This window comes from Janthinobacterium longum (assembly GCF_051380735.1).
GTDB lineage: Bacteria > Pseudomonadota > Gammaproteobacteria > Burkholderiales > Burkholderiaceae_D > Janthinobacterium.
Map to the genome: position 1 here is coordinate 1,654,024 of NZ_JBNYXQ010000001.1, position 19,611 is coordinate 1,673,634.

Genomic DNA, 19,611 nt, shown 5'->3' on the forward strand with positions numbered 1-19,611 from the left:
TAGGGAAAAATGAGACTGTTTTTGCACTTATTCCAAATTGGCGTCGGCCGGTACCGGCTGCGGGGTTTTCTGTTCATTGGCATAGTCCGACTTGAATACCAGGCCTTTATCCTTGGCGGCCTGGCGGTGTGCCGCGATCTGCTCCTGTACGTCGCGCGGATTGGCGCCGCGTTTGCGGATGACTTCCACTTCGCTGGCAAAGCCGTCCTGCACCAGCGCGTGCCAGGCCAATGCTTCCTTGAGCGGGTCGATCCAGGGCATGGACTGGCCCACGAACAGGGCATCGTCCACGGTGGCCGGGTCGACGTCCTTGGGGATACGCACCACGCCGGACAAGTGGGCCACGGCGACGAAGTCAATCCAAGTCGGCTGCAGGTATTGCCCGACAAATTCGTCTGTCAGCACGGCGTAATTGATCCATTGCTCGACCAGCTCCTGGCGCTGGCCGGAATAGGTGCCGGTGTAATCGCGCGCGACGCTGGAATAACTTGCCTGGATGCCAGCGGCGACGGCGCGCAGCTGGCCCTGGCGGAAGGTGATCAAGTTTGGATTCGGCCGGTTAGAGTCGATCATGCCGATCTCCTCGCCAGGCAGCAGGCTGTCGATGACCATGCCCGGCGCCATGCCAAGCTCGCGCGCCGCGCCTACGGCAGCTGCACTTCCATCATGTGGGTTGCCATATAGGCTGGCGTCGCCTTTTTTGACGTAGGCGGTCAGCGAGGCGGCTACTTTGGCAGCGATTCGTTCGCTTTCTTCGTAATCCTTGATGTCTTCCAAGCGCGTGATGACACTGGCAAAGACGGAGACGCCGCGCATTTGCCCGATGCGGTCGACCATGGCGATATGGTGCATGCGCGAGACGTCGATGCGCTTCATTTCGGTGGCGTGCTTGCTCCAGATGCCGCCGTTCGGAAATTCCTTGTATGTGTAATAGCCGGTGGGTCGGCCCCAGGCATTGCGTTCGATACCCTGCTGGATATTCTTGCCGATATCGTGGTAATCCATGGGGATGAGGTCGGCCTCGATCAGTTCGAGCGAGTACGGCACGCGCGTGCCATGATCCAGGCCGGAAACGGGACCGATCAGGCGCTGAGAAAAGCACTCGCCGTCGCGCAACCAGGTGCTGGCCACCAGCCGCTGTACCTTGCTGAAATGGTGGCGATGCGTGACCTCGGGAATAAGCTGCCAGTCCCGGTACGCTTCGCGCAGCGCCTTGGCATATTCTTCGTGGATAGTGCCATCCATGCGGCGCGGCTGTGGCTCGATGCCGATGCCGTTCGGGCCGATGACGTTGTTGACCAGCACGCCCAGCGCACCGCGCGCCAGGTCGTGGTTTTCGACCAGGTTGCGGGCCAGCGCGCGCAGGGTGGTGGCGCCGTGCTGCACCACCGCATTCGGCGACAGCGCATCCTTGGTCATTTTGCGCAGACGCGAGGGCTTGGCTGCCTCATACTGGCTCAGCACGCGGCGCGCCTGCATGCGGCGCAAGCCCGTCGCCGGTGAAATGTACGCGACGACACGATCGAAAAAATTAAATGGAATTTCTGTACGCGGGGCCATTAGTGTCGCCCCCGAAAGCTCGCAAGCGAATAAGTCAGGCCGCCGATGGTCGGCGCATTGGCTGCTGTCGCGTCTTCCTGCTGAACACGGCGCTCCCAATCCTTGCGGCCTGCCGTGATGCTGGAGAGGTCTTCCATACGAAGTTTGCGATCGCCGAGGGAAACTTCTTTCCCTTCCAGTACTGCCGCTTCAGCGGCAAGGTACTTGGCAAGCATGTCGGTAGCTGTGGTCATTGGGTTCCTTCAAATGAAGGCCCAACGGTAGCGGCGGGGGAGTCTCATTTCTAGGGAAAAATGAGACTGTATTTCACTAGCGCGTATCAACCGCCTTTCAGGATTTTGTAGAAATGGCCGCGGCTCAGGCCATATTCCTCCATCAACTCGCGGCGGTTACACATGTTGTATTGATCGCGGATCGCCTTGGCACGCTCGTCGGCGATATTGCCGGTTTTCTTGACGTACACATCCTGACCACCCCATTCGATGCGCAGCTTTGATTCGAGCGTGCGGTGCACGTCCGTCGTAATGACTGCGGCGCCGAGGACTTCGCGCAGCTCATGCAGCATGTGCGCGACGATATCTTTTCTGTGGTAATACGTTGTCATCTTTTAAATCCCCTATTGGACCAGCTATCTGAAGCAAAGCGGCTAGCGCCTCGCTGTTGTGTGGGCGCCGCCGGTTTCGCCGGCGCCGTAATTTTTTGTGTCTCGACCGCGCGGGTGGGCTCGGCCGGTTCGGTAATGCTCAAAGGCTCGGCGAATAAATCCGCCATCGATGGCTGCACTTCTTCCTCCAATTGGTCCCACCATTTCGCCGTTTTCTTCGCCAGCTCGAAATGCGTTTCCAGCCATACGGCATAGACGGTGCAATCCCAGGCCTCGACGCGTTTGCGGATCGCCGACCAGCGCGATTCCGTTCCACTGGCGGTAATTCGCTCAGCGCGGATCTCACCAGCCATCTGTTTGAAAAATTCATCGGGCAGCTCCTTCGAAAAATGGATATAGCCGGGCCCAGGCCTGGTGATCTGCAGGCGGCCGTAAATTAAATCCTTGGCCAGGTTGGTGCCCACCTGCCACAGCAGGGCACCGTGCTTGCGGATGCGGCCGCGCCAGTCGATGTCGACCTTGGTGGCGCCGTCCTTGATGTGCTTTTCCTTGCCGCTGCGGCCCTTGACGGCAAACACGCGGCGCGCGGCATTTGCGGCGCAAAACGCGTAGACGGCATGCGTGTTGTGGCCGCCGCTGTCGATCGCGGTGCCGTGGATTTTCAGTTCCTGGCCGCTGGCGTGGCGGAACTTGGTCTCGAACAGATATTCGGCGACGTCGGCCCACACTTCATCCTGATCAGGATTGCCGTAACAAATTCGGAAATCAATCAACCATTTCTCGCACCCGCGCCCGTAACCCCACACATAAATTTCGATACGGTTCGGCTGGGTGTCGGCGCCGGCCAGCAGGCGCACGCAGCCGTGTGGCACTGAACCCAGCTTGTAGGGCTCGGCGCGCTGCTTCAGCTGCTCGGAGTCGGTTTTCTCGACGTCGAGTTCCCAAGTGCGGCCCAGGGTGGTGTTGGTGAAGGTTTTCAGCGAGGTGATGTCGCCTTCCTGCGCCTTGTTGTGCGCATTGATAAATTCGCGCACCAGCGTGGCCCAGGTGACCAGCGGGCTGTAGGCGGTCCAGACGTGGAATGCGATATGGCGCAGCGCGCTGATGACGGCGCCACTGGCATTGCGGAACACGCCGGCGTGGTCGATCGTGACGCTGGCGTCTTCATTTTGCCAGCGGCCGGCCGGTGCTGCCGCAAGGTACTGGCCTTGGTCGATCATCGAACCGCAGTGCGGGCACAGGTGGCGCACGCTGTCCGGATCGTTGTCCAGCCATTTGAAACCGTGCGTCTCGTCCTTGCCGCCCCATGTCAGCGCATGAAAATCGCCACAGTCGGGGCACGGGATGGCGAACTGGAAGCGCGCGTCGGCCAGGATGAAGCGCGCCTCGATCAGCGAAAAGCCTTTCAGGCCCGGGGTGGAGCCGGCCACCAGCTTCGGAAACGTGGCGCCTTCGACGCGCTTGGCCGCCAGGGTAATCGGATCGCCTTCCTTTTCGATGTCGCTGTCGAAGGCGTCGAGCTCATCAAGCAGCGCGTTGTCGACCGAGATGCGGCGGTAGCTGCGCGCGGCCTTGCCGCCACGCGTGTGCAGCAGGCAGCCCAGGAATTTCTTTTGCAGCAGGGTGTTGTCCTTGTTGCGGGACATGTGCGACGGGAAGGCCTTGCGCATGACTTTCACGTCGCGCAGCATGGTCTCCAACTCAGTCTTCACGAATTCGTCGCTGTCGCCGTCGGTGGGCTGCCACAGTGCTTGGTTGCGGCGCTTGTGCTCAATGAAATAGGCGATCGCCGCCAGCAGCATCTTGGTGTAGCCGACGCGGGCCGACTTCATGAAATCGACTTCGCGGATATCGTTGTTGCTGATACACGCCATGATGGCGCGCTGGAAGGGCCACGCCTCCCAGGCCTGCTCGACGTAGGACGACTCTTTCGACAGGTAAAAGTGCTTGGCAGCCCATTCGTCCAGCGTCATTGGTTCGGGTACGCCGAACGTGCCCAGACCGCGCGTCAGGCAAGCGGACAGTTCAGGCGAGCGCCAGTTGAGGACTTCGGCCAGATCGCTCATTCGTCCTGGTCCTCGATCACCTGGTGCTCAGCGGCAGCACCGTCTTCCTCTTCGTCGTCGCGCAGGTCGGCCAGCGAGATGTTGGCCACGATGTTGCGCACCTTTGCGATCTCTTTTTCGATATTGCCGATCTCGTCAGACGACAGCGACGGCACGCGCCGCTTGACCGCGCCCGGGATAGCGTCGAACAGGCCGCCGATACGCGCGCCGGCTTTCGACAGCACTTCCTCGATCAGCACCACCGGCGCCAGCTCGCCGCGCGTGACGCCGTTTTGCATCTCGATGCGCTCGCGCTGCACCTTGGCCAGCATGGCGCGCTCGGCGACCAGGTCGAGATCGCCACCGGCCGACCGGCCGGCCGCTGTTTCGCGCAAATGCGAGCAGTAGGCGTGTAGCATCTGCTGGCCGGACATGCTCGAATCGAGAATGCCGCGCCCGACCAGATTGCCGACCGCCTGCTGGCTTACGCCCACCAGCGCGCCGAAGGCGGCTTGTGTCATCGTCATAGACAAATCAGACAACACAACCCCCTTGCAGATACCCCGTGACTAGCGAAAAACGGGGGTTCGAATTACCCTTGCGAGGGGAGGCTGGGGAGTACCTTTGAGAAATATTGCTCGATTGAAACATTTCTTCTATGGAATTATTACCTTCCGACAATACATGCATTAAATGCAATATTTCCACATAGCGATGTTGGTAAGTGATATTGATTCTCATTATCGTGCCGTCCTCATCGCCTCGGCGAAGGCGCGCTTGAACTGGCCGTCAAACTCCTTCTCGACCGTCTTCTCGACCACGTAGGTGAAGTCGAAGTTCTTGTGGTACAGCGCCCAGCGCACGAAGACCATCACGGGCTTCAGCGAACCCGGGCCGCCGCCACGCATGCTCTGGTACACGCCCAGCGGCGCGCGGTCGCCGGGCCGGCCAACGAAGTAGCGAAAGCCCGCGCGCTTCTTGTTGCCCAAAGCCAGCTTGGCACGGCCCTGGGCCGTCATGTTGGCCTTGTAGCCAGCCTCGGGGAACGAGCGGAAATAGGCCAGGATCTGCACGATCTGGCCCCGGTTCATGTTGCCGTAGCTGTCGAGCTTGGCGCCCGCGCCCGGCACGATGCGGTAGCCAGGCGGCAGCGCACCCACCGACTGCATGGCGCGCTCGAAGCGCTTCATCGGCCGCGTGCCGCCCTTGATCTGCGGCGCCAGGTAGGTGGCCGCTGGCGTCGCTTTGGCCGCAAAGTCTTTCAGTTTGACCTCAGCCTCCAGGCGCTTGGCAGTGGCCGGCCGCACGAACAGGCTGGACAGCGTGTACGGCGTTGGGCTGCGGAAGATGTCGCGCATCTCGTGCTTGAGGTTCGCGCTGGCCAGCTGGGCCGTGCGCGTCAGCGCCACGCGCGTGGCGAAGGTGATCTGCTTCTTGCCTGCGGCGGTGAACGCTGTCAGCTGCTGGATGGCCGGGCCCACGTTGACGGTCATGCGCGTACTCCCAGCGTGCGCTCGGCGCATTCGATCACGAAGATGCTGAAAATCGCGCCCGCCTTCTTGCGCTCCATGATGCGCCCTGCCCAGCGCTTGCCGTCGCCGTGGGCGGCGTCGCCCAGGCTCTTGAGCTTGAAGGCACCGATCATTTGCTGTGCCTTGCGGCTCGGCGTCACCGACGTGCCAGGCGCGGGCAATGCAACCGGGTCCTGTGCTGGGATAGGCTCGATCTCGTCTCGCTCCAGCTCGGCCGCAAGCGCTGCCTCCCAGCGTGGCCGCAACACGGCATAGGTGCTGCGTGCGCATTCGTAGGCGCCCAGCTTGCGCCAGGCCCAGAACACGGCCGGCGACGACCACACGTTTGGCTCACCCCTGGTGCGCAGTGCGCCTTGCTCAAGCGCTTCATGGAAGGCCACCGAGGGCTCGATGGGTGGCCTGCACAGCGCCAGGAATTCCGGCAACGTCGGTGGCCAGGCCCGGCTATCGAGCCGCTCGACACCACGCGTCAGCTCGGCTGTGGTCAGCACGAACAGCTTTTGCGCCCAGTGGCGCTTGATGCCTTCCGTATCGATTCCGCGCCACTGGTCGGCGAATTTAACGCCATAGCTGAACTTCATTTTATTGAACAATGCGATGATCCAGCGTTCCGGTATGGCGTTCTCAGGCCACGCCAGCGGCTGTTCGTCCAGGGGTGATGTCGATAATATTGTTTGCTCGTTCATGGGTTCGCTGTCCGATTCCTGTCAATCCATCAAGTGTTTCCTGCCGTGCCTGATCCCGTACTGCTGCTGGCCCGCCTGGTGCTGCCCGTGCTGGCGGCAACGCCCCGGCCACCTGGATGACCTTGGCCTCGCCTGCCCAGCGTTGCAGGATGCCCACCACGTAGCCGAGGCTGACGCCGCCATTCGGTTTCGATTTTTTCCCCTCGGCGCATGCCGCCAGCACCGTCTCGACGCTGACACCTTGCTCGGCCAGCGTCAGCAGCCGGGGGTCGGATGCCTGCGTCTGCACGCCTGCCTTGCGAAACGCGATGCTGAGATCGACCGCCGTTGCCCCGCCCGCGCGCTCTACGCTTAGTGTTGGCGTTGCTGGGGGTTGGTTCTGGTTTTGGTTTTGGTTTTGGTTTTGGTTTTGGTTTTGGTTAGCACCCTCGCGCACAGTGCCCGCGCTGTGCGCGCACTGTGCGGGCACAGCGCGCGCACTTTCGGCGTGCTGCTGTTCCACAAAATCCAATGTGCTTTGCGAGGCCGCCGCGAGTTCAGCGGCCAGCCGCGCCGCCTCTTCGCGCTTTTTCTTGGTCGCCTTCCCGCCGGCGCTGGCCGCCTCCAGGCTGTCGTAATAAGCCTGAATATCGGCGGCGCACGCGGCGTCTTCCCAGCCGGCGTCGGTCAGCACGAAGAAGTCATCCAGCACGGCGTTGGCCGCCTCGATCTCTTCAGGCGTGGTGATGCGCAGCAGGCGGAACAGCCGGCCCTTGTCGGCCAGCAGTGGCGCTTCCTTGTCAAAGTACAAATCGCGCATATCGCGGTAAATGCCGCGCTCCAGGCGCGACAGATGCAACGTGCGGGTGTTGAAGTCGCCGATATGGTGCGGGTAATAATTCATCGAGCGAGTCAGGCCTGTTCGACTGCTTTGGCTTGGTTGGCTTCGTCGGCTGCTTTGCCAATTTCTTCCACCACATCGGCCGTTTCACGCCAATCACGTTCAGCCAGCACCATCCGCAAAAGGTCGGTCTTCCAGCTGCCGCCGTTTCGGATAAACGAATCGACGGCGATACCTGTGGAACCCAGCGGGCGTGAAAAGAAATTGCTGATCATTCCTTCCTGACCTACTGGCTTGTAGCCGGGCGCATAGCTCATGGCGTCCCAGCTGTCGGTACCGAAGCGCAGCACCAGTGTGCAGCCGGCAATCGGATGCGAAGCACCGCTGTATTTGTGCATTTCCGCCTTCGGCAGGTCTTCGCCAGGCCTGATGCGCGGCGCGGAGACAGCAGTTGCGTTACGCTCCCGCAGCTGCGTCGTCAACAGGCCAATATCGGCTACTGGCAGCAATAACTCGGTGTTGGTGATGCAAGAAAACACCGATACCACGCCATCATGCGGGCCAGATATGCCCAGCCGTATCAGGTCGGTGATGGCGTCGTTCGTGACAGGCAATCCTTGGGTGATCGCGGCCTTGGTGCTGCTGACAGCACCACCCCTTACACGGGCCAGCTGGAGTTCACGCAGGCGTATCTCGGCACATCGCAAGTTATCTTTTGCCGCTTGTTCATCTTGTTCTTGCTGGTTCATAATCAAAATTCCTTTAAAAAAGAAAGAAACACACATGGAATTACCTTCGCTGAATGGCGCCATCGCGGCACTCAAGCTCGCGATGGATACCGCCAAGGGCGCGCTGGCGGCGCGTGACGACCGGCTAATTGACAAAGTCATCAGCGACATGAACGACCGCATGATTGACGTTCAAAGCCAGTGTCTCGCGCTCCAGGATCAGCAGTTTTCGTTGTCCCAGAGCGAACGTGATCTCAAAGAACGGCTGCGCGCACTTGAAAAAAAGATGAGCGACTTTGACCAGTACGAACTTCACCAGACGATTCGAGGTGGCATCACCATGCGCAGCAAGGCACCGGTGCAAGCCGGAAAAAATCCGATAGATATTTGCGCTAATTGCGCGGCCGGTGGCGTAAAAACGTTTTTGCAGGCGGATGGGAAAAACCCGTTGTACTGGCATTGCCATGTCCACGGCAGGATTGCGTCCGACACGGTCCGTGAAGCCAATGTTGCGCCCCGTCGCGTTGATATCGTTCCGCGCTGGTAGGCGTGCGAAAGATTCTTGCTCAGTCATAATCAATTTCTCATGAGTAACTATTTAGACGCAAAAATGCCGGCCTCTTGAGCCGGCGGCTGAAACTCGGTTTAGTTCTGGCGCGACGGGTGCAGCACCTTGTCGATCACCGCCCTGGTCCGGCTCAGGCCGCGCTTGGCACCTTCGAGCATGCGCACAATGCGCGCCTTGCGTTCGTGGGCGCGCGCGGTGCGGCTCAGGGCCAGGTCCAGGTTGGCCTGCGTCGGCTGGGCGATCGCGTTGGCGACGGCGGCCAGTGCATCCGCGTCAGCGCTGGCCATTGCGCATATGTCGGCCACGCCGAGGCCGGTTTCTTCGGCAGTTTCGAGGGAGCGCACGCACAGGCCAAACCGGTGCAGCAGCTCGTTCAGGCAATCCATGCGCTCGGCAGGTGGCAGGCCGGCCAGCACCGACAGCACGAAATTGGCCGGCAACAAGTTGTTTTCCTTCGACTCGTCATCGAGCCAGCGCAGCACGCGGTCGCCGTTGTTTTTGGTGCGCTGGTATTCGTCCGGATGCGGCTCGAAGCGGATGCCGGTGGCGGAAGGCCCGCCGACCTCGTCATGTGCCTGGACGATTACGCTGATCGCGCTGTAGCTCGACAGGCCGACGTCTTTGCGCCAGGCGCTTAGGTGCTCGCGTAGGATGCCGATCAGGGTTTTGTGCGAATCGTTCCGCATGACTTTTTCCTTTGGGTAATTTACTGTGGCGGCATGAACAATATTTCAATAAAGCTCAGGCATAACTTAGAAGACTCTGTTGACACTTGGAGCATCGACAGATGTGTAGCTGACAACATCACTAGGCTCATCAGTCGCCACCACACTGGGCTCAGTAGGTACGCCGCATTCCTTAGCTAGCCGCTCAAGCCCAGTAACAATTTTGTATGAGGGCCGCACAGTGCCAGCTTTTCCAGCATGCATGTCACTTACGGTCGGCTGACTGCATGGGATTCTTGCGGCAATCTGAGACTGGGTTAAGCCGATCCCTCGCAACCCGGAAAGAGTAAAAGGTATGTTCATGCCCTCGATTATAGGAACTCCGATTTTTAAAGTCAATCGGAATACCGATGCTAATGCGCGTCAAAATATAGGAATGTCTATAGGAAGCAGAATCCGAGAGGCCCGAAAAAACGCCGGGCTGACTCAAAAACAACTTTGTAGCAAAGTTGGCATGTCTCAAGGCGCCCTCTCAGAACTTGAGACAGGGGCGTCGATAGGCACAACCAACATTGCCACACTGGCGCATGCGTTGGGTGTAAGTGCATTGTGGCTTGAAACGGGGCGGGGTGATTCAAATCTAGCGAATTCACCTGCAGAATTACGCGGCACAATGCCCGTCTTCTTAGTCGAGGACAGACCATCCGATTTTTTCCAGATACCTCATGTGAAACTACGTTTACAGGCTGGAGTAACAGGGTTCCAAACTGAAATCAATTGGTCCGATAGTGGCTCAACTGGCGTCCCCCGAAAATGGATTCAACGCAAGGGGTACGACCCTGAAAAATTGATTTCAATACAAGTTCAGGGGGAAAGCATGGAGCCGACTTTCTACGAGGGTGACACCGTAGTAATTAATTTAGCCGACAAAAAACTAACTGATAATGGAGTCTTCGCAATTAATTACGATGGCGAGGCCGTTGTAAAGCGAGTCTCAAGAGATATCGGAGAGTGGTGGCTAATGTCAGATAATCCAGATCAGCGGAAATATTACAGAAGGATGTGCAAAGGCGCCGAATGCATTGTAGTGGGGCGCATTGTGCGCCGTGAAGGTGACCATTTCTAGTTCTCGCATTGCCCTAGGCGTAGCGCATAAGATTAAAGGCGAAGTAGCGACTTGGCACGCTTGGATGCCACAACAATTGCAATTAATGAAAAAAACACTAATAGCGATTTCGCTTATAGGGATTTCACTCCCTGCTTTCTCACAAAACAATTGCTCAACAATAAAGCAAGATAAACAGCGTCTAACATGTTACGATGCGAAGAATAAAACCGATCTTGTTAAATTAAAATATACTGAGAGCTTACCAGCAACTTCTGATGATAATTTAAATAATGAGATTGAGTTTAAAAAATCAGCTCTTCTTTTTATTCGAGATGCCCAATCAAACTTAGCTATTTCTGCCCTTCAATGGAAAAATTGGCTGGCCAACTCTCAAACCACCGATGTCTCGCAGGTTCTTACTAACAAGAATAAATTTCAAGTTGGCGTAAATGAATCGTTCTCTATCTTAATGTCGAGACCAGGCCACACTGATAAATTATCTGAAAAGATCAAAGATTTTTATTCCGCCTGGAGATTAGCAATGGCCTCGATAGCACCTATGCAATCAGACAGTGCTAGGTCAGCGAACGTTCGCATTGATGAAACCCTGAGAAATATGGATGCGGCAGCTGAGCGCATCAAGATGGACTTGCAATAGCTCAACCCTGGGAAGTGCCGAGCGGCCAGCTCGGCCATCGGCCTTTCCGTCCATCTTAGCGAATTACCCATCTATCTAGCCAATAAGGCTTTCCATATTGCAACTCTTCAGTTTTGACCCACGCCAAAAACTGATGCCTCGCATATTAATTTGACACTACTAGCAACACGAACCTCCGTTCGTTAAAAAATATCGGAATACCGATTGACTCAGTGTATCGGAATGCCTATACTTATTTCCATCGAACAGCAACATCCACCGATGGAGGCCACATGGCACAGCATACCGAAGCCGCACCCACCCCCGACAGCACCCACGTGCACATCCGTTTGTGGAACTGCGCCATTTGCCGCCGTGCGGCTGAGGCCAACGCCGAGCCGCAGCAGCCCGAAGACCAAGCCGCCCTGAAGAAGATCGCCGCCGATCTGTACCACGAACTGCTCGCGGCCCGCGCCGTCATTTCCGAAATGACGAACAACATGACCGCCCCGCAAAAGCGCGTCGCCAGCACCAACCTGTACGAAGCCGGCTTCATGGGCGCCAGTGGCGGCATGACGCGCGCCGCGGAATGCCACCAGGTGCTGCGCGCCGCTGAAGCGCTGGGACTCAAATGAAAACCGCCACCATCACCGCCGGCCGTGCCGCGAAAGCGATTGCCCATGTCGTTTCAACGCCCAGCACCCGCGCGCGCGGCGTGCGCCTGGTGCTGAGCAATTTCGCGCAGCGCCACGCCGTCGGCGACACCTACAGCCTGACCAACGATCAAGGTGAAAAAACCGCAGTGGTCACGATCGCCCAGCAGGGCCTGGGCTCGACGCGCCGCTCAGCGATGCGCATGGCGCTGTCCGGCGACCTGGTGGGCGCGCTGCGCGCAGCCAGCGCCGACTACGAACTGAGCGGCGCCGTGTCGCCCGACACCATGCACCGCATGCGCATGCTGCTCGGCGAGGTGGACGCATGATGCGCGCCTTCACCGTCACCGTGCAGCGTGGCACTAGGCCGCTGGTCACGTATCCAGCCCTTGGCACCGACTGCGCCGCCGTGATCATGGCCGCCATCGACCTCTTCGGCCCGTGTGTCATTACCGCGAAACCTCGCTGAAAGCCCGGCATGCGCACCATTTTCAACCTGTTCAATTTTTACCGCCGCCGCGGCGCCGGCATCTACGTCGCCGCACGCCGTGCCCTGCACGTCTATCGAAACGGATTCTGACATGACCAAGATCGAACCCGACCGCGCCGCGCTGGAAATTGCCTACGCCCGGCTGCGCACCACCAGGCCGCTCGACGAGCTGCTGAAGGTTCCCGGCCTGCGCGCAACGCTGTACGCGGTGGCGCGCCGCCACATGAAGCGCCGCGACCGGTTCGATCCGAAAAAAATGCAAGCGAACGACAACGATTAATTCGAGCAGTACCCACCTCTCCACCAACCACAGAAAGCACGCCATGTTTACAGCATTGCACGCGCTCGCCCAAAGCGCGACCCTGATGATCGTCGTCGCCGCCGAGGGCGACGATCTGCGCGTCAGCATCACCCCGACCCAGGCCGGCGACAAGACCAAGGCCCACAAGCTGCAGCCGCTGTCGCTGATCGCCAGCCCGGCCGAACTGGACGACGGTTTCGCCGCCGCGATCGCCAGTTGGCAGGCGCCGAAACTGACGCTGCAGCAGCAGGTCGAGGCCGCGAACGCCGCCGGCGCTGAAGGCGGCGCGCCCGCCAGCAGCAAAGCCGCGCCGAAGGAACCGCCCGCCAGGCGCGCAGGCCCGGGCCGGCCGAAAAAGAACGAAGGCGCAGCACCAGGTGGCGAAGGCTCGACGGGCGCCACCGACAAGGCCGGCCAGCAAGACAACACGCCGCCGGCCGGCAATGTCGCTGGTGCAGCCGCCGCGCCGCCAGCTGGTGGCGCCGATGCCGAAGAGCCCGAAGAAGTCACGCTGCCGCCTGCCGGCAACGCCGCCATCACCGCCGCCGTCGATACGGTAACCCTCGACCTGTTCTAAGAAAGCTACTGCCATGGCCTTGCAAATCGAAAAACTGATCCGCGAATTCCGCTACAACAGCGTGGTGCTGCCCGACCCGAACAGCACGTTCACCCTGGAGCAGGTGCGCGACTTCTACTCCACCGTGTACCCGGAAATCATCAGCGCCGACATCGAAGGCCCCGAGCAGCTGGGCGCCAAGTCGGTCTACGTCTTCCGCCGCGCTGTCGGCACCAAGGGCTGCGAACTGACCAGCCTGATCCGCGACGTCGGCGCGCTGCTGCACGCCAACTGGCTCGACAGCGAAGACGCCGAATTCATCAAGGAATTGCAGGCCGCCGTGGGCCGCAACGAAGTGACGTTCATCGACCACGATGCGCGCGTGCGCCTGGCCGAACTGCACGGCAAACACTGCAACGTGGCGGCCTGATCATGTTGACGCGCAAAACTGCAATCGAGCGCCTGCGCACGGTAGGCACGCTGCGTGACGGGCATGCGCCCGACAGCACTGTCAGCCTGGCCGACGCGACCGATCCGCTGGCGCGGCGCATTGCCACGGTGGTTATCAAGCGCTATCGCAATCCGGAACGCGTCCAGCGCATGCTGGCGCCGTCCACTGCCCATATGGTGCTGCCATGATTTCGGCCGGAACACTCGCGCTGCCGTCCATGCATGCCGCTATTCCGGCAGCGCTGACGCTGCGCCAGTCCAGCCGTATCGACCAGCCGCTGGCCATCGCACTGATTGAGGCCAACATCATCACCGACGCGATGCTGCAGCCTCGCCCGAATATGCCGCTGGTCGACGTGTTTCGCGGGCCGGACGAGCGGGCCTTGTGCATAGAGGGCCTGAGCACTTGGTGGAATTCGCTGCAATATCAATCAATTTCAAGCATTTTCCACTGGAACCTGCACATACAGGAACTGAATGACTGGGCTGGCACGCACCCGGAACTGGCAGGCCATCTGTGGTTTTGCCTGACGCGCGATCAGAAAACGGAGATCCCGCGTTTTGAGCTGCACCAGCGCATCACGCAACTGGAAAACACCTTGCCCGGCTTTGGCCAGACGGTGATGGCGCTGCTGCGCGATGCCATCTTCCACCTGCCCACAGCGTTCGATCTGTGGTTTACCGAAGATATCGCCCAGAATTGGCTTTGGCAGGATGCGACCTGTGACGAGGAACTACTGGAAAACGCGCGCGTCGAAGGCGGTTTCGAGACTATCCAAGAGGTTCTCGCCAGCGGGCATGTCACTACCATGGCCGAATTTTACCGCGACACCCCAGCTTGGGTGACCACGCCAGCGCGTGTTTTATCGCGCAAGAAAATCCGGCGCGCCGCGAAAAGCGACTTCGAGCTGGCCGTGGTTGCAGCATGCGATGCAATTTCAGCGGTCGCCAGCGCACCCGGCTTCACGGTGAAATCGCATCAGGTTGGCTCCCATCAGGCCGGTTGCGACAGCATCGATAGCTGCGCTGTCCTGCTGTGGCGCCAGGACAGCGAAGCCGTCCACGTTATTGATAATCACCTGGATGACATCGGCAATTCGGGGGAGTACACCGAATTTATCGACGCCGCACCTGTCGAGCCCAGCCACGCGGGCATTTTGGCCTACAAAACACGTACCGAAAACATCATGCGGCTGGCCCAGGCCACCGAACGCCTGCTCAATCTTGTAGGGGAACCATTTTGAAGACCGTTGATATCGTTTCCAGCGCCGATGCAACCCTGCACCTGACGCGCGCAATCCTGCTGTATCAGTCGTCGGGCGGCTACAACCACGTGTATGCCAGCACCCACCCGATCGATATCGACGCCAGCAATCCCACTCGTCGCGTCATTGGAGCCGGGGCACCGATGCAGCGCGCGGACCTGATCGACTTTGCCGCAGCCATCCACACCCAAACGGCGCACGCCGGGTTCGTTCCAGAGAACCTGCTTTATACCTCACCGAATTTAATGGCGTGGTGGGTCCCGGCTGCAATACGCATGACCTGGTTCAAAACGACATTGCCAGAAATCGGCAACGTCCACGGCTCGGCAGCGCACCCGGCCCTGATCTTTGTCGCTGGCCAGGGTGGCTGGCATGTGTTCGCGCTACGAGAATCTGCGCGGCCGACGGCTGATACCCCGCTGTATAACGCGCCTCACTTCAATGTCAACGACAGCGGCCGGATCTGCACGGGCAACGTTCAAATCCCCGACAACCTGGGCGCCGAGGCGATGGCAGGGTATGAAACGGCATTTTTTCGCAGCCACTTTACCCATACCAACCGCCAGAAACCCAGGGCCGTGCGCGGCAAGGGTGGCCTTACCGCACTTTGGGCCAGCCAGCTGGCCAACCCCGATGCCGCCGCCATGCAGCGCGCGCTGGCGCCGGCAAAAGAAACGCTGCGCACGGTAATCAAGCGCATCACCCATTCCCACAACGACGATTAATTAAAAGGAAACATATGAACGGCCAAGAAATCACCATGAAATTCGATGAACTGCTGGACATCACCAAGCAGTCGTTTGCCACCTTCCTCGCGCATACCGAGCAGGCGATCCGGGAAGAGCGCCCGCTGCTGCTGGCCGTGGACGAGGAGGCCGTCGATCCTGACAAGCTGGCACTGGACGTCGCCCTGGTGCGCGCCGCGCCGGTGGCCGTGGTACCGATGCATAGCGAATTTCAGCCGCTGGAGCAAAGTGGCCACCGTTTCCTGATGGCGCGCGACGGCATGTACCTGGAGGTGCGCCGGCCCTGGCTGCACGTGATCCACCAGTTGGCCGCTCAGACGTCGGTGTGCATGCCGTATGGCGCTATCGAGCCCAAGGTGGAATTCGGCTTCGGCAAGATCGGCAGTTCGATCGAGGAGCTGCGCGCCTTCGGCGAGATCGCGCGCCTCAAGTCTCCGATCGAGAGTGCGGCCAGCCTGATCTGGAACGATGAAACGGGCGAATGGGCCATCCGCTACCCGCTGCCAATCGGCGATCCGACCACCGGCCACATCCAGTTTCAGCAGGTGCTACTGGCCGAGCGCGAGCACCTGGCGATTGACCTGCACAGCCATGGCCAGGCGGCGGCATTCTTCAGCGACACCGACAACCAGGATGACGCCGGCGCCGTGAAAATCTCGGGCGTGTTCGGCAACCTGGACCAGCCGGTACCGACGGTGGCGTTCCGGCTGTGCCTGCTGGGCTTGTTTATTCCGATAACAGTTCCGGCCGCCAAGATTTTCGAAGCCGCACCCGCCACCGCTTAGGAGCCATCCACATGCCACATATCACCCCGGCCCGCTTCCTGGACCGAGTTGTCACCATCGCCCTGATCGGCTGTGGTGGCAACGGTTCCCAGATGCTTACAGGCCTGGCCCGCCTCAACCACGCGCTGTGCGCGCTGGGCCACCCCGGCCTGCAAGTGTGCGCCTTCGATCCGGACACCGTCAGCGAGGCCAACATGGGCCGCCAGATGTTCGGCGCCTTCGACGTCGGATCGAGCAAGGCGCACGTGCTGGTCAACCGCATCAATGCCTTCTTCGGCCTGGAATGGCAGGCGCATTTCGGCCGCTGGGATACAGCCAAGGTACAGCCCGATATCCTGATCTGCTGCGTCGACAGCGCCAAGTCGCGCCACGAAATCATGCGCAGCTACGGCGAAACCCGCGCCGCCTACATCATGGACATGGGCAACCGGGCGGCCGATGGCCAGGTGCTGTTCGGCGAGCCTTACGGCTTTGACCTGCGCGTGGTGGTGCCGCCCGGCAGCACGCGCCTGCCAGATCCGTACCGCGTGCTGCCCGAACTGGTCGACCTGACGGCCATCGAGGACGACACCCCCAGCTGCGGCCTGGCCCAGGCGCTGGAACGCCAGGAATTATTCATCAACCAGGCCGTTGTCACGCCGGCGCTGTCGATCCTGTGGGAATTCTTCCGCCACGGCCGCCTGACGTGGCACGGCGCGTTCGTCAACCTGCGCACCGGCAGCATGCGGCCGCTACTGGTGAAGGAGCCGGCGCCGGTACCGGAAGCGGCCGAGGCGGAAGAGCTGCGGGTGCGGGTGATGCCATAAGCGCGGACCACATAAATCTATCGGATTTTCCCTGTAATTATAAAAAGGAGTACCGGATGAATAGCACGCGGTAGCAGCCATAGATTTGCGCGTGCACGTGCATGAATTGCCTTGGTATTCGCTTCTGCAGCTTCCTTAATGAATTTTTCCATTGTAGAGATACGTTCACGAAGTAGCTGCTTTTCCTCATTGGCTAAGGGATCATTTTGTGCAAACGGCAAATTCAACGATGAAGCAGTCTGGTGGATAGCTCCTCGAGCACGAAATAAGCGTGTAATACGATCTTGGTTATTTTCTCGAATTTCAAGAGCATGAATCCGCTGCAGTAAGTCAGCGGTTTCAATATCTCTTCGGACATACTTCCTTGGCATGTCGCCAGTTTGTAAATAACCATTGAGATGGTTTTGAACTTCACTTAAAAGGTAAAAGGAGAGCAGAGCTAAGGAAGCATTGGCGTCCTGCGCATCCCTCCATCTATCTAAATTTTGGCCATGGCGCTGCCAGGCAGGAATAGCAATTGCAAGAAGAATAGCCGCAGTAGCGCCAAAGAACTGCGCCCAACCTGACAAGTTGGGATTGGCATCCATCCATTTTATTGAAGGCTTAATGTCGAAATGAAAATCATATGGCTCTAAAAAATTCAGAAAATAATAGCGTGCAACCAAAATAATAAAAATTACAAATAAAAGTCGAGCCAGTCTAATTAACCAGATCATTATTAAACTCCATGCTTGATTATGATGAAATAAATTGAAAGTAAAAAATACCGCTGCAATACGGCACCGAAAAAGTGCTGGGCTAAGCCTAAATGGTGAAGGCATCTTGAAGGAATTGCAATCTGCCATTGTTCTTTATAACTCATCAACAAGAAAACGACCATACATAACTTGAATTAAAGGATATACCTGTGATTATCTACCACGAATTTTGCCGCCTGCGTGACCTCCATGCTCCAGGCGCGAACGCACCAAAACACACCGAGGCCGCCGCCTTTTTTATGGCCGCCGCCCAGCTGGCCATGCCCAAAGGTTACAAGCTCGTGCCGCTTGAGCCGACACCGGAAATTATCGCAGGTGCCGCAGTGGCAATCTGGCCGACCGCCAGCCCGGCCGATATCGCACTGGCGCGCCTGGCCGCGCCGATCGTCCTGATGCAGATGGATATGGCCGCAGGCACAACAGTCGACGCGCTCGCCGGTATGCTGGCCACGATGGCGCCCGCATATCGGGCCATGCTGGCGGCGGCGCCGATTCTGTCAGCGCAGGCCGAGGCGGCGCCGGCGCCCACCGATTCATTCCAGGTCCGCGTACAACCTTGGTTGCTGGCCACCTTCGGCCCGGAAATTCCGGCTGACCGCGCCGAGCGCAATCACCGCTTCCTCGAAGAATCGCTGGAGCTGGTGCAATCATGCGGCTGCACGGCAAGAGAGGCGCACCAGCTGGTCGACTACGTCTTCGGCCGGCCTGTTGGCGAGCGCACGCAGGAAGTGGGCGGCGTCATGGTCACGCTGGCCGCGCTGTGCTTGGCCCAAGGCCTGGACATGCACGCCGCCGGCGAATTAGAACTGGCCAGGATCTGGACGAAGGTCGAGGCCATCCGCGCCAAGCAGGCGGCAAAGCCGAAGCATTCGCCGCTGCCCCAACTAGTAAAAGATGAGCGCGCGGCCCTGGAAGATGCGCGCAACGCGGCCTATCCCGTTCCCGACAGCCCGCATGCGTCAGTAAATCTACGTGCCATAGCTGAGCGCACTGGCTTTACTCGCGGCTGGAAAACCCACGCCGCCCTCGCAGCCGCCCCGGCGCAGCCCGTGGCCGCTCTGCCGAATGAAGAAAACACTTTGCGCTACCCCGCCACGATGACGACAGCGCTCGCCGACGTGCTGAGCCTGCCGAATTTCCGCACCGGCCCCATTGCCCATGTGTACCGCGCTGCAGGCGCCGAGATCCGCACAAAATGCGAGGACGAACAGGCTTTCGTGCTCGACCGCTTCCTGCGCCTGGCGCTCGAGCACGGTGACGACTGGCGCACGGCCGCCGAAGCCGATCTCAAGGCGGCGCATACGCTGGCCGAGGCGAATAAAGCGGTGCAATCATGAGCCGCTCTCCCGATATCTTCGCCCCCAAGCCCACGCCAAAAGCAATCAGTGCGGCGCGCTGGGTGCCACTGGCAAAAAAACACGGAATGGATATCGACTTTGAAACCAAATGCGTCGGTACGATCGGAATTACCGAATTCTGGGGCGGCCCCTGCTTCGAACCCGATGTCGGCGCTTGCGTGGTCAAGGTCGCGGCAATGATCGACGCCGGCAAAACCGATAGAACGAAAAGGACTGAATAATGAGCGCAGAACAAATACTGGAAAAAATATTGGAACGGCTGGCCACAGTGCCTGTACTGACGCCGACACAGCCGATCTCGATCGCCCTGTGGGACACCAAAGACATCGCGGCCTATCTGCACCGTTCGCAGGATCGCGTCTACAGCGACATCGTATGCCTGCCAACATTCCCAAAACCGATTCGCTTGCCAGTCAAGGGCCGCGCCCAGGCTCTGTACAAGGCGCGCGAGGTCATTGCCTGGACGGAGAAACACCAGTCATGAATACAA

Annotated in this window: 27 protein-coding genes; 16 read left to right on the top strand and 11 right to left on the bottom strand. The window is 59.4% G+C overall.

Going from position 1 to position 19,611, the window contains the following annotated elements:
• Positions 1-27: 27 nt before the first annotated feature.
• The 9 genes from ACQ4WM_RS07525 to ACQ4WM_RS07565 all read right to left on the bottom strand — a co-directional run bounded on the left by ACQ4WM_RS07525 (position 28) and on the right by ACQ4WM_RS07565 (position 7,996).
• Entirely contained in the window at positions 28-1,560 is a 1,533-nt protein-coding gene (locus tag ACQ4WM_RS07525) for a phage portal protein (protein WP_436546044.1), read from the bottom strand.
• Positions 1,560-1,793: a DUF6148 family protein gene (locus ACQ4WM_RS07530; RefSeq protein ID WP_436546045.1), complete on the bottom strand. Its 234-nt coding sequence runs from the start codon at positions 1,791-1,793 to the stop codon at positions 1,560-1,562. The genes ACQ4WM_RS07525 and ACQ4WM_RS07530 overlap by 1 nt, the downstream gene beginning before the upstream one ends.
• Positions 1,794-1,879: 86 nt before the next feature.
• Positions 1,880-2,164 (bottom strand): Mor transcription activator family protein, encoded by a 285-nt coding sequence (locus tag ACQ4WM_RS07535; protein WP_436546046.1) that lies wholly within the window; start codon positions 2,162-2,164, stop codon positions 1,880-1,882.
• Positions 2,161-4,230, bottom strand: a complete 2,070-nt coding sequence (locus tag ACQ4WM_RS07540) for a phage terminase large subunit family protein (RefSeq protein ID WP_436546047.1) — start codon at positions 4,228-4,230, stop codon at positions 2,161-2,163. Before ACQ4WM_RS07540 ends, ACQ4WM_RS07535 begins: the two co-directional genes overlap by 4 nt.
• Positions 4,227-4,736, bottom strand: a complete 510-nt coding sequence (locus tag ACQ4WM_RS07545) for a terminase small subunit (protein WP_436546048.1) — start codon at positions 4,734-4,736, stop codon at positions 4,227-4,229. Before ACQ4WM_RS07545 ends, ACQ4WM_RS07540 begins: the two co-directional genes overlap by 4 nt.
• 213 nt (positions 4,737-4,949) lie before the next feature.
• The gene (locus tag ACQ4WM_RS07550; RefSeq protein ID WP_436546049.1) at positions 4,950-5,702 is read right to left on the bottom strand and encodes a hypothetical protein; all 753 of its coding nucleotides are present in this window, start codon (positions 5,700-5,702) and stop codon (positions 4,950-4,952) included.
• Positions 5,699-6,427: a hypothetical protein gene (locus ACQ4WM_RS07555; RefSeq protein WP_436546050.1), complete on the bottom strand. Its 729-nt coding sequence runs from the start codon at positions 6,425-6,427 to the stop codon at positions 5,699-5,701. Before ACQ4WM_RS07555 ends, ACQ4WM_RS07550 begins: the two co-directional genes overlap by 4 nt.
• Positions 6,366-7,310, bottom strand: coding sequence for a YdaU family protein (locus ACQ4WM_RS07560; protein WP_436546051.1), 945 nt, complete (start codon positions 7,308-7,310; stop codon positions 6,366-6,368). The genes ACQ4WM_RS07555 and ACQ4WM_RS07560 overlap by 62 nt, the downstream gene beginning before the upstream one ends.
• An 8-nt stretch (positions 7,311-7,318) precedes the next feature.
• Entirely contained in the window at positions 7,319-7,996 is a 678-nt protein-coding gene (locus tag ACQ4WM_RS07565) for a hypothetical protein (RefSeq protein WP_436546052.1), read from the bottom strand.
• Positions 7,997-8,030: 34 nt separating this feature from the next.
• On the opposite strand from ACQ4WM_RS07565, the gene ACQ4WM_RS07570 reads away from it, so the two are divergent.
• Positions 8,031-8,522 carry a hypothetical protein gene (locus ACQ4WM_RS07570; RefSeq protein WP_436546053.1) on the top strand — a complete coding sequence of 164 codons (492 nt, stop codon included), beginning with the start codon at positions 8,031-8,033 and terminating at the stop codon, positions 8,520-8,522.
• A 98-nt stretch (positions 8,523-8,620) separates the two neighbouring features.
• Here ACQ4WM_RS07570 and ACQ4WM_RS07575 read toward each other — a convergent pair whose 3' ends face one another.
• On the bottom strand, positions 8,621-9,229 hold the full coding sequence (locus ACQ4WM_RS07575) for a toxin YdaT family protein (RefSeq protein ID WP_436546054.1): 609 nt from the start codon (positions 9,227-9,229) through the stop codon (positions 8,621-8,623).
• Between the two features lie 340 nt (positions 9,230-9,569).
• On the opposite strand from ACQ4WM_RS07575, the gene ACQ4WM_RS07580 reads away from it, so the two are divergent.
• The 12 genes from ACQ4WM_RS07580 to ACQ4WM_RS07635 all read left to right on the top strand — a co-directional run bounded on the left by ACQ4WM_RS07580 (position 9,570) and on the right by ACQ4WM_RS07635 (position 17,005).
• The gene (locus tag ACQ4WM_RS07580) at positions 9,570-10,334 is read left to right on the top strand and encodes an XRE family transcriptional regulator (RefSeq protein WP_436546055.1); all 765 of its coding nucleotides are present in this window, start codon (positions 9,570-9,572) and stop codon (positions 10,332-10,334) included.
• Positions 10,315-10,974 carry a hypothetical protein gene (locus ACQ4WM_RS07585; RefSeq protein ID WP_436546056.1) on the top strand — a complete coding sequence of 220 codons (660 nt, stop codon included), beginning with the start codon at positions 10,315-10,317 and terminating at the stop codon, positions 10,972-10,974. The genes ACQ4WM_RS07580 and ACQ4WM_RS07585 overlap by 20 nt, the downstream gene beginning before the upstream one ends.
• A gap of 272 nt (positions 10,975-11,246) precedes the next feature.
• The gene (locus tag ACQ4WM_RS07590; protein ID WP_436546057.1) at positions 11,247-11,588 is read left to right on the top strand and encodes a hypothetical protein; all 342 of its coding nucleotides are present in this window, start codon (positions 11,247-11,249) and stop codon (positions 11,586-11,588) included.
• Positions 11,585-11,935 carry a hypothetical protein gene (locus tag ACQ4WM_RS07595; RefSeq protein WP_436546058.1) on the top strand — a complete coding sequence of 117 codons (351 nt, stop codon included), beginning with the start codon at positions 11,585-11,587 and terminating at the stop codon, positions 11,933-11,935. Before ACQ4WM_RS07590 ends, ACQ4WM_RS07595 begins: the two co-directional genes overlap by 4 nt.
• A gap of 252 nt (positions 11,936-12,187) precedes the next feature.
• On the top strand, positions 12,188-12,376 hold the full coding sequence (locus tag ACQ4WM_RS07600) for a hypothetical protein (RefSeq protein WP_436546059.1): 189 nt from the start codon (positions 12,188-12,190) through the stop codon (positions 12,374-12,376).
• A 43-nt stretch (positions 12,377-12,419) separates the two neighbouring features.
• Positions 12,420-12,974: a PRTRC system protein E gene (locus tag ACQ4WM_RS07605; RefSeq protein ID WP_436546060.1), complete on the top strand. Its 555-nt coding sequence runs from the start codon at positions 12,420-12,422 to the stop codon at positions 12,972-12,974.
• 13 nt (positions 12,975-12,987) lie between these two features.
• Positions 12,988-13,383 (top strand): PRTRC system protein C, encoded by a 396-nt coding sequence (locus ACQ4WM_RS07610; protein ID WP_436546061.1) that lies wholly within the window; start codon positions 12,988-12,990, stop codon positions 13,381-13,383.
• Between the two features lie 2 nt (positions 13,384-13,385).
• Entirely contained in the window at positions 13,386-13,592 is a 207-nt protein-coding gene (locus tag ACQ4WM_RS07615; RefSeq protein ID WP_436546062.1) for a hypothetical protein, read from the top strand.
• A complete protein-coding gene (locus ACQ4WM_RS07620; RefSeq protein ID WP_436546063.1) occupies positions 13,589-14,647 on the top strand; it encodes a PRTRC system protein F in 1,059 nt (352 codons plus the stop codon). Before ACQ4WM_RS07615 ends, ACQ4WM_RS07620 begins: the two co-directional genes overlap by 4 nt.
• The gene (locus tag ACQ4WM_RS07625) at positions 14,644-15,393 is read left to right on the top strand and encodes a PRTRC system protein B (RefSeq protein WP_436546064.1); all 750 of its coding nucleotides are present in this window, start codon (positions 14,644-14,646) and stop codon (positions 15,391-15,393) included. Before ACQ4WM_RS07620 ends, ACQ4WM_RS07625 begins: the two co-directional genes overlap by 4 nt.
• Before the next feature lie 14 nt (positions 15,394-15,407).
• Complete coding sequence (locus tag ACQ4WM_RS07630; protein WP_436546065.1) at positions 15,408-16,199, top strand: PRTRC system protein A; 792 nt, start codon at positions 15,408-15,410, stop codon at positions 16,197-16,199.
• Between the two features lie 11 nt (positions 16,200-16,210).
• Complete coding sequence (locus ACQ4WM_RS07635; RefSeq protein ID WP_436546066.1) at positions 16,211-17,005, top strand: PRTRC system ThiF family protein; 795 nt, start codon at positions 16,211-16,213, stop codon at positions 17,003-17,005.
• Between the two features lie 17 nt (positions 17,006-17,022).
• On the opposite strand, the gene ACQ4WM_RS07640 is transcribed toward ACQ4WM_RS07635, so the two are convergent.
• Positions 17,023-17,721, bottom strand: coding sequence for a hypothetical protein (locus ACQ4WM_RS07640; protein ID WP_436546067.1), 699 nt, complete (start codon positions 17,719-17,721; stop codon positions 17,023-17,025).
• Between the two features lie 191 nt (positions 17,722-17,912).
• Between ACQ4WM_RS07640 and ACQ4WM_RS07645 the strand changes: the two genes are divergently transcribed.
• From ACQ4WM_RS07645 to ACQ4WM_RS07655, 3 genes are read left to right on the top strand one after another with little or no spacing between them, the layout of a single operon-like run.
• On the top strand, positions 17,913-19,100 hold the full coding sequence (locus ACQ4WM_RS07645) for a hypothetical protein (protein ID WP_436546068.1): 1,188 nt from the start codon (positions 17,913-17,915) through the stop codon (positions 19,098-19,100).
• Positions 19,097-19,342, top strand: coding sequence for a hypothetical protein (locus tag ACQ4WM_RS07650; RefSeq protein WP_436546069.1), 246 nt, complete (start codon positions 19,097-19,099; stop codon positions 19,340-19,342). Before ACQ4WM_RS07645 ends, ACQ4WM_RS07650 begins: the two co-directional genes overlap by 4 nt.
• Positions 19,342-19,605 carry a hypothetical protein gene (locus ACQ4WM_RS07655; RefSeq protein ID WP_436546070.1) on the top strand — a complete coding sequence of 88 codons (264 nt, stop codon included), beginning with the start codon at positions 19,342-19,344 and terminating at the stop codon, positions 19,603-19,605. Before ACQ4WM_RS07650 ends, ACQ4WM_RS07655 begins: the two co-directional genes overlap by 1 nt.
• Positions 19,606-19,611 lie beyond the last annotated feature (6 nt).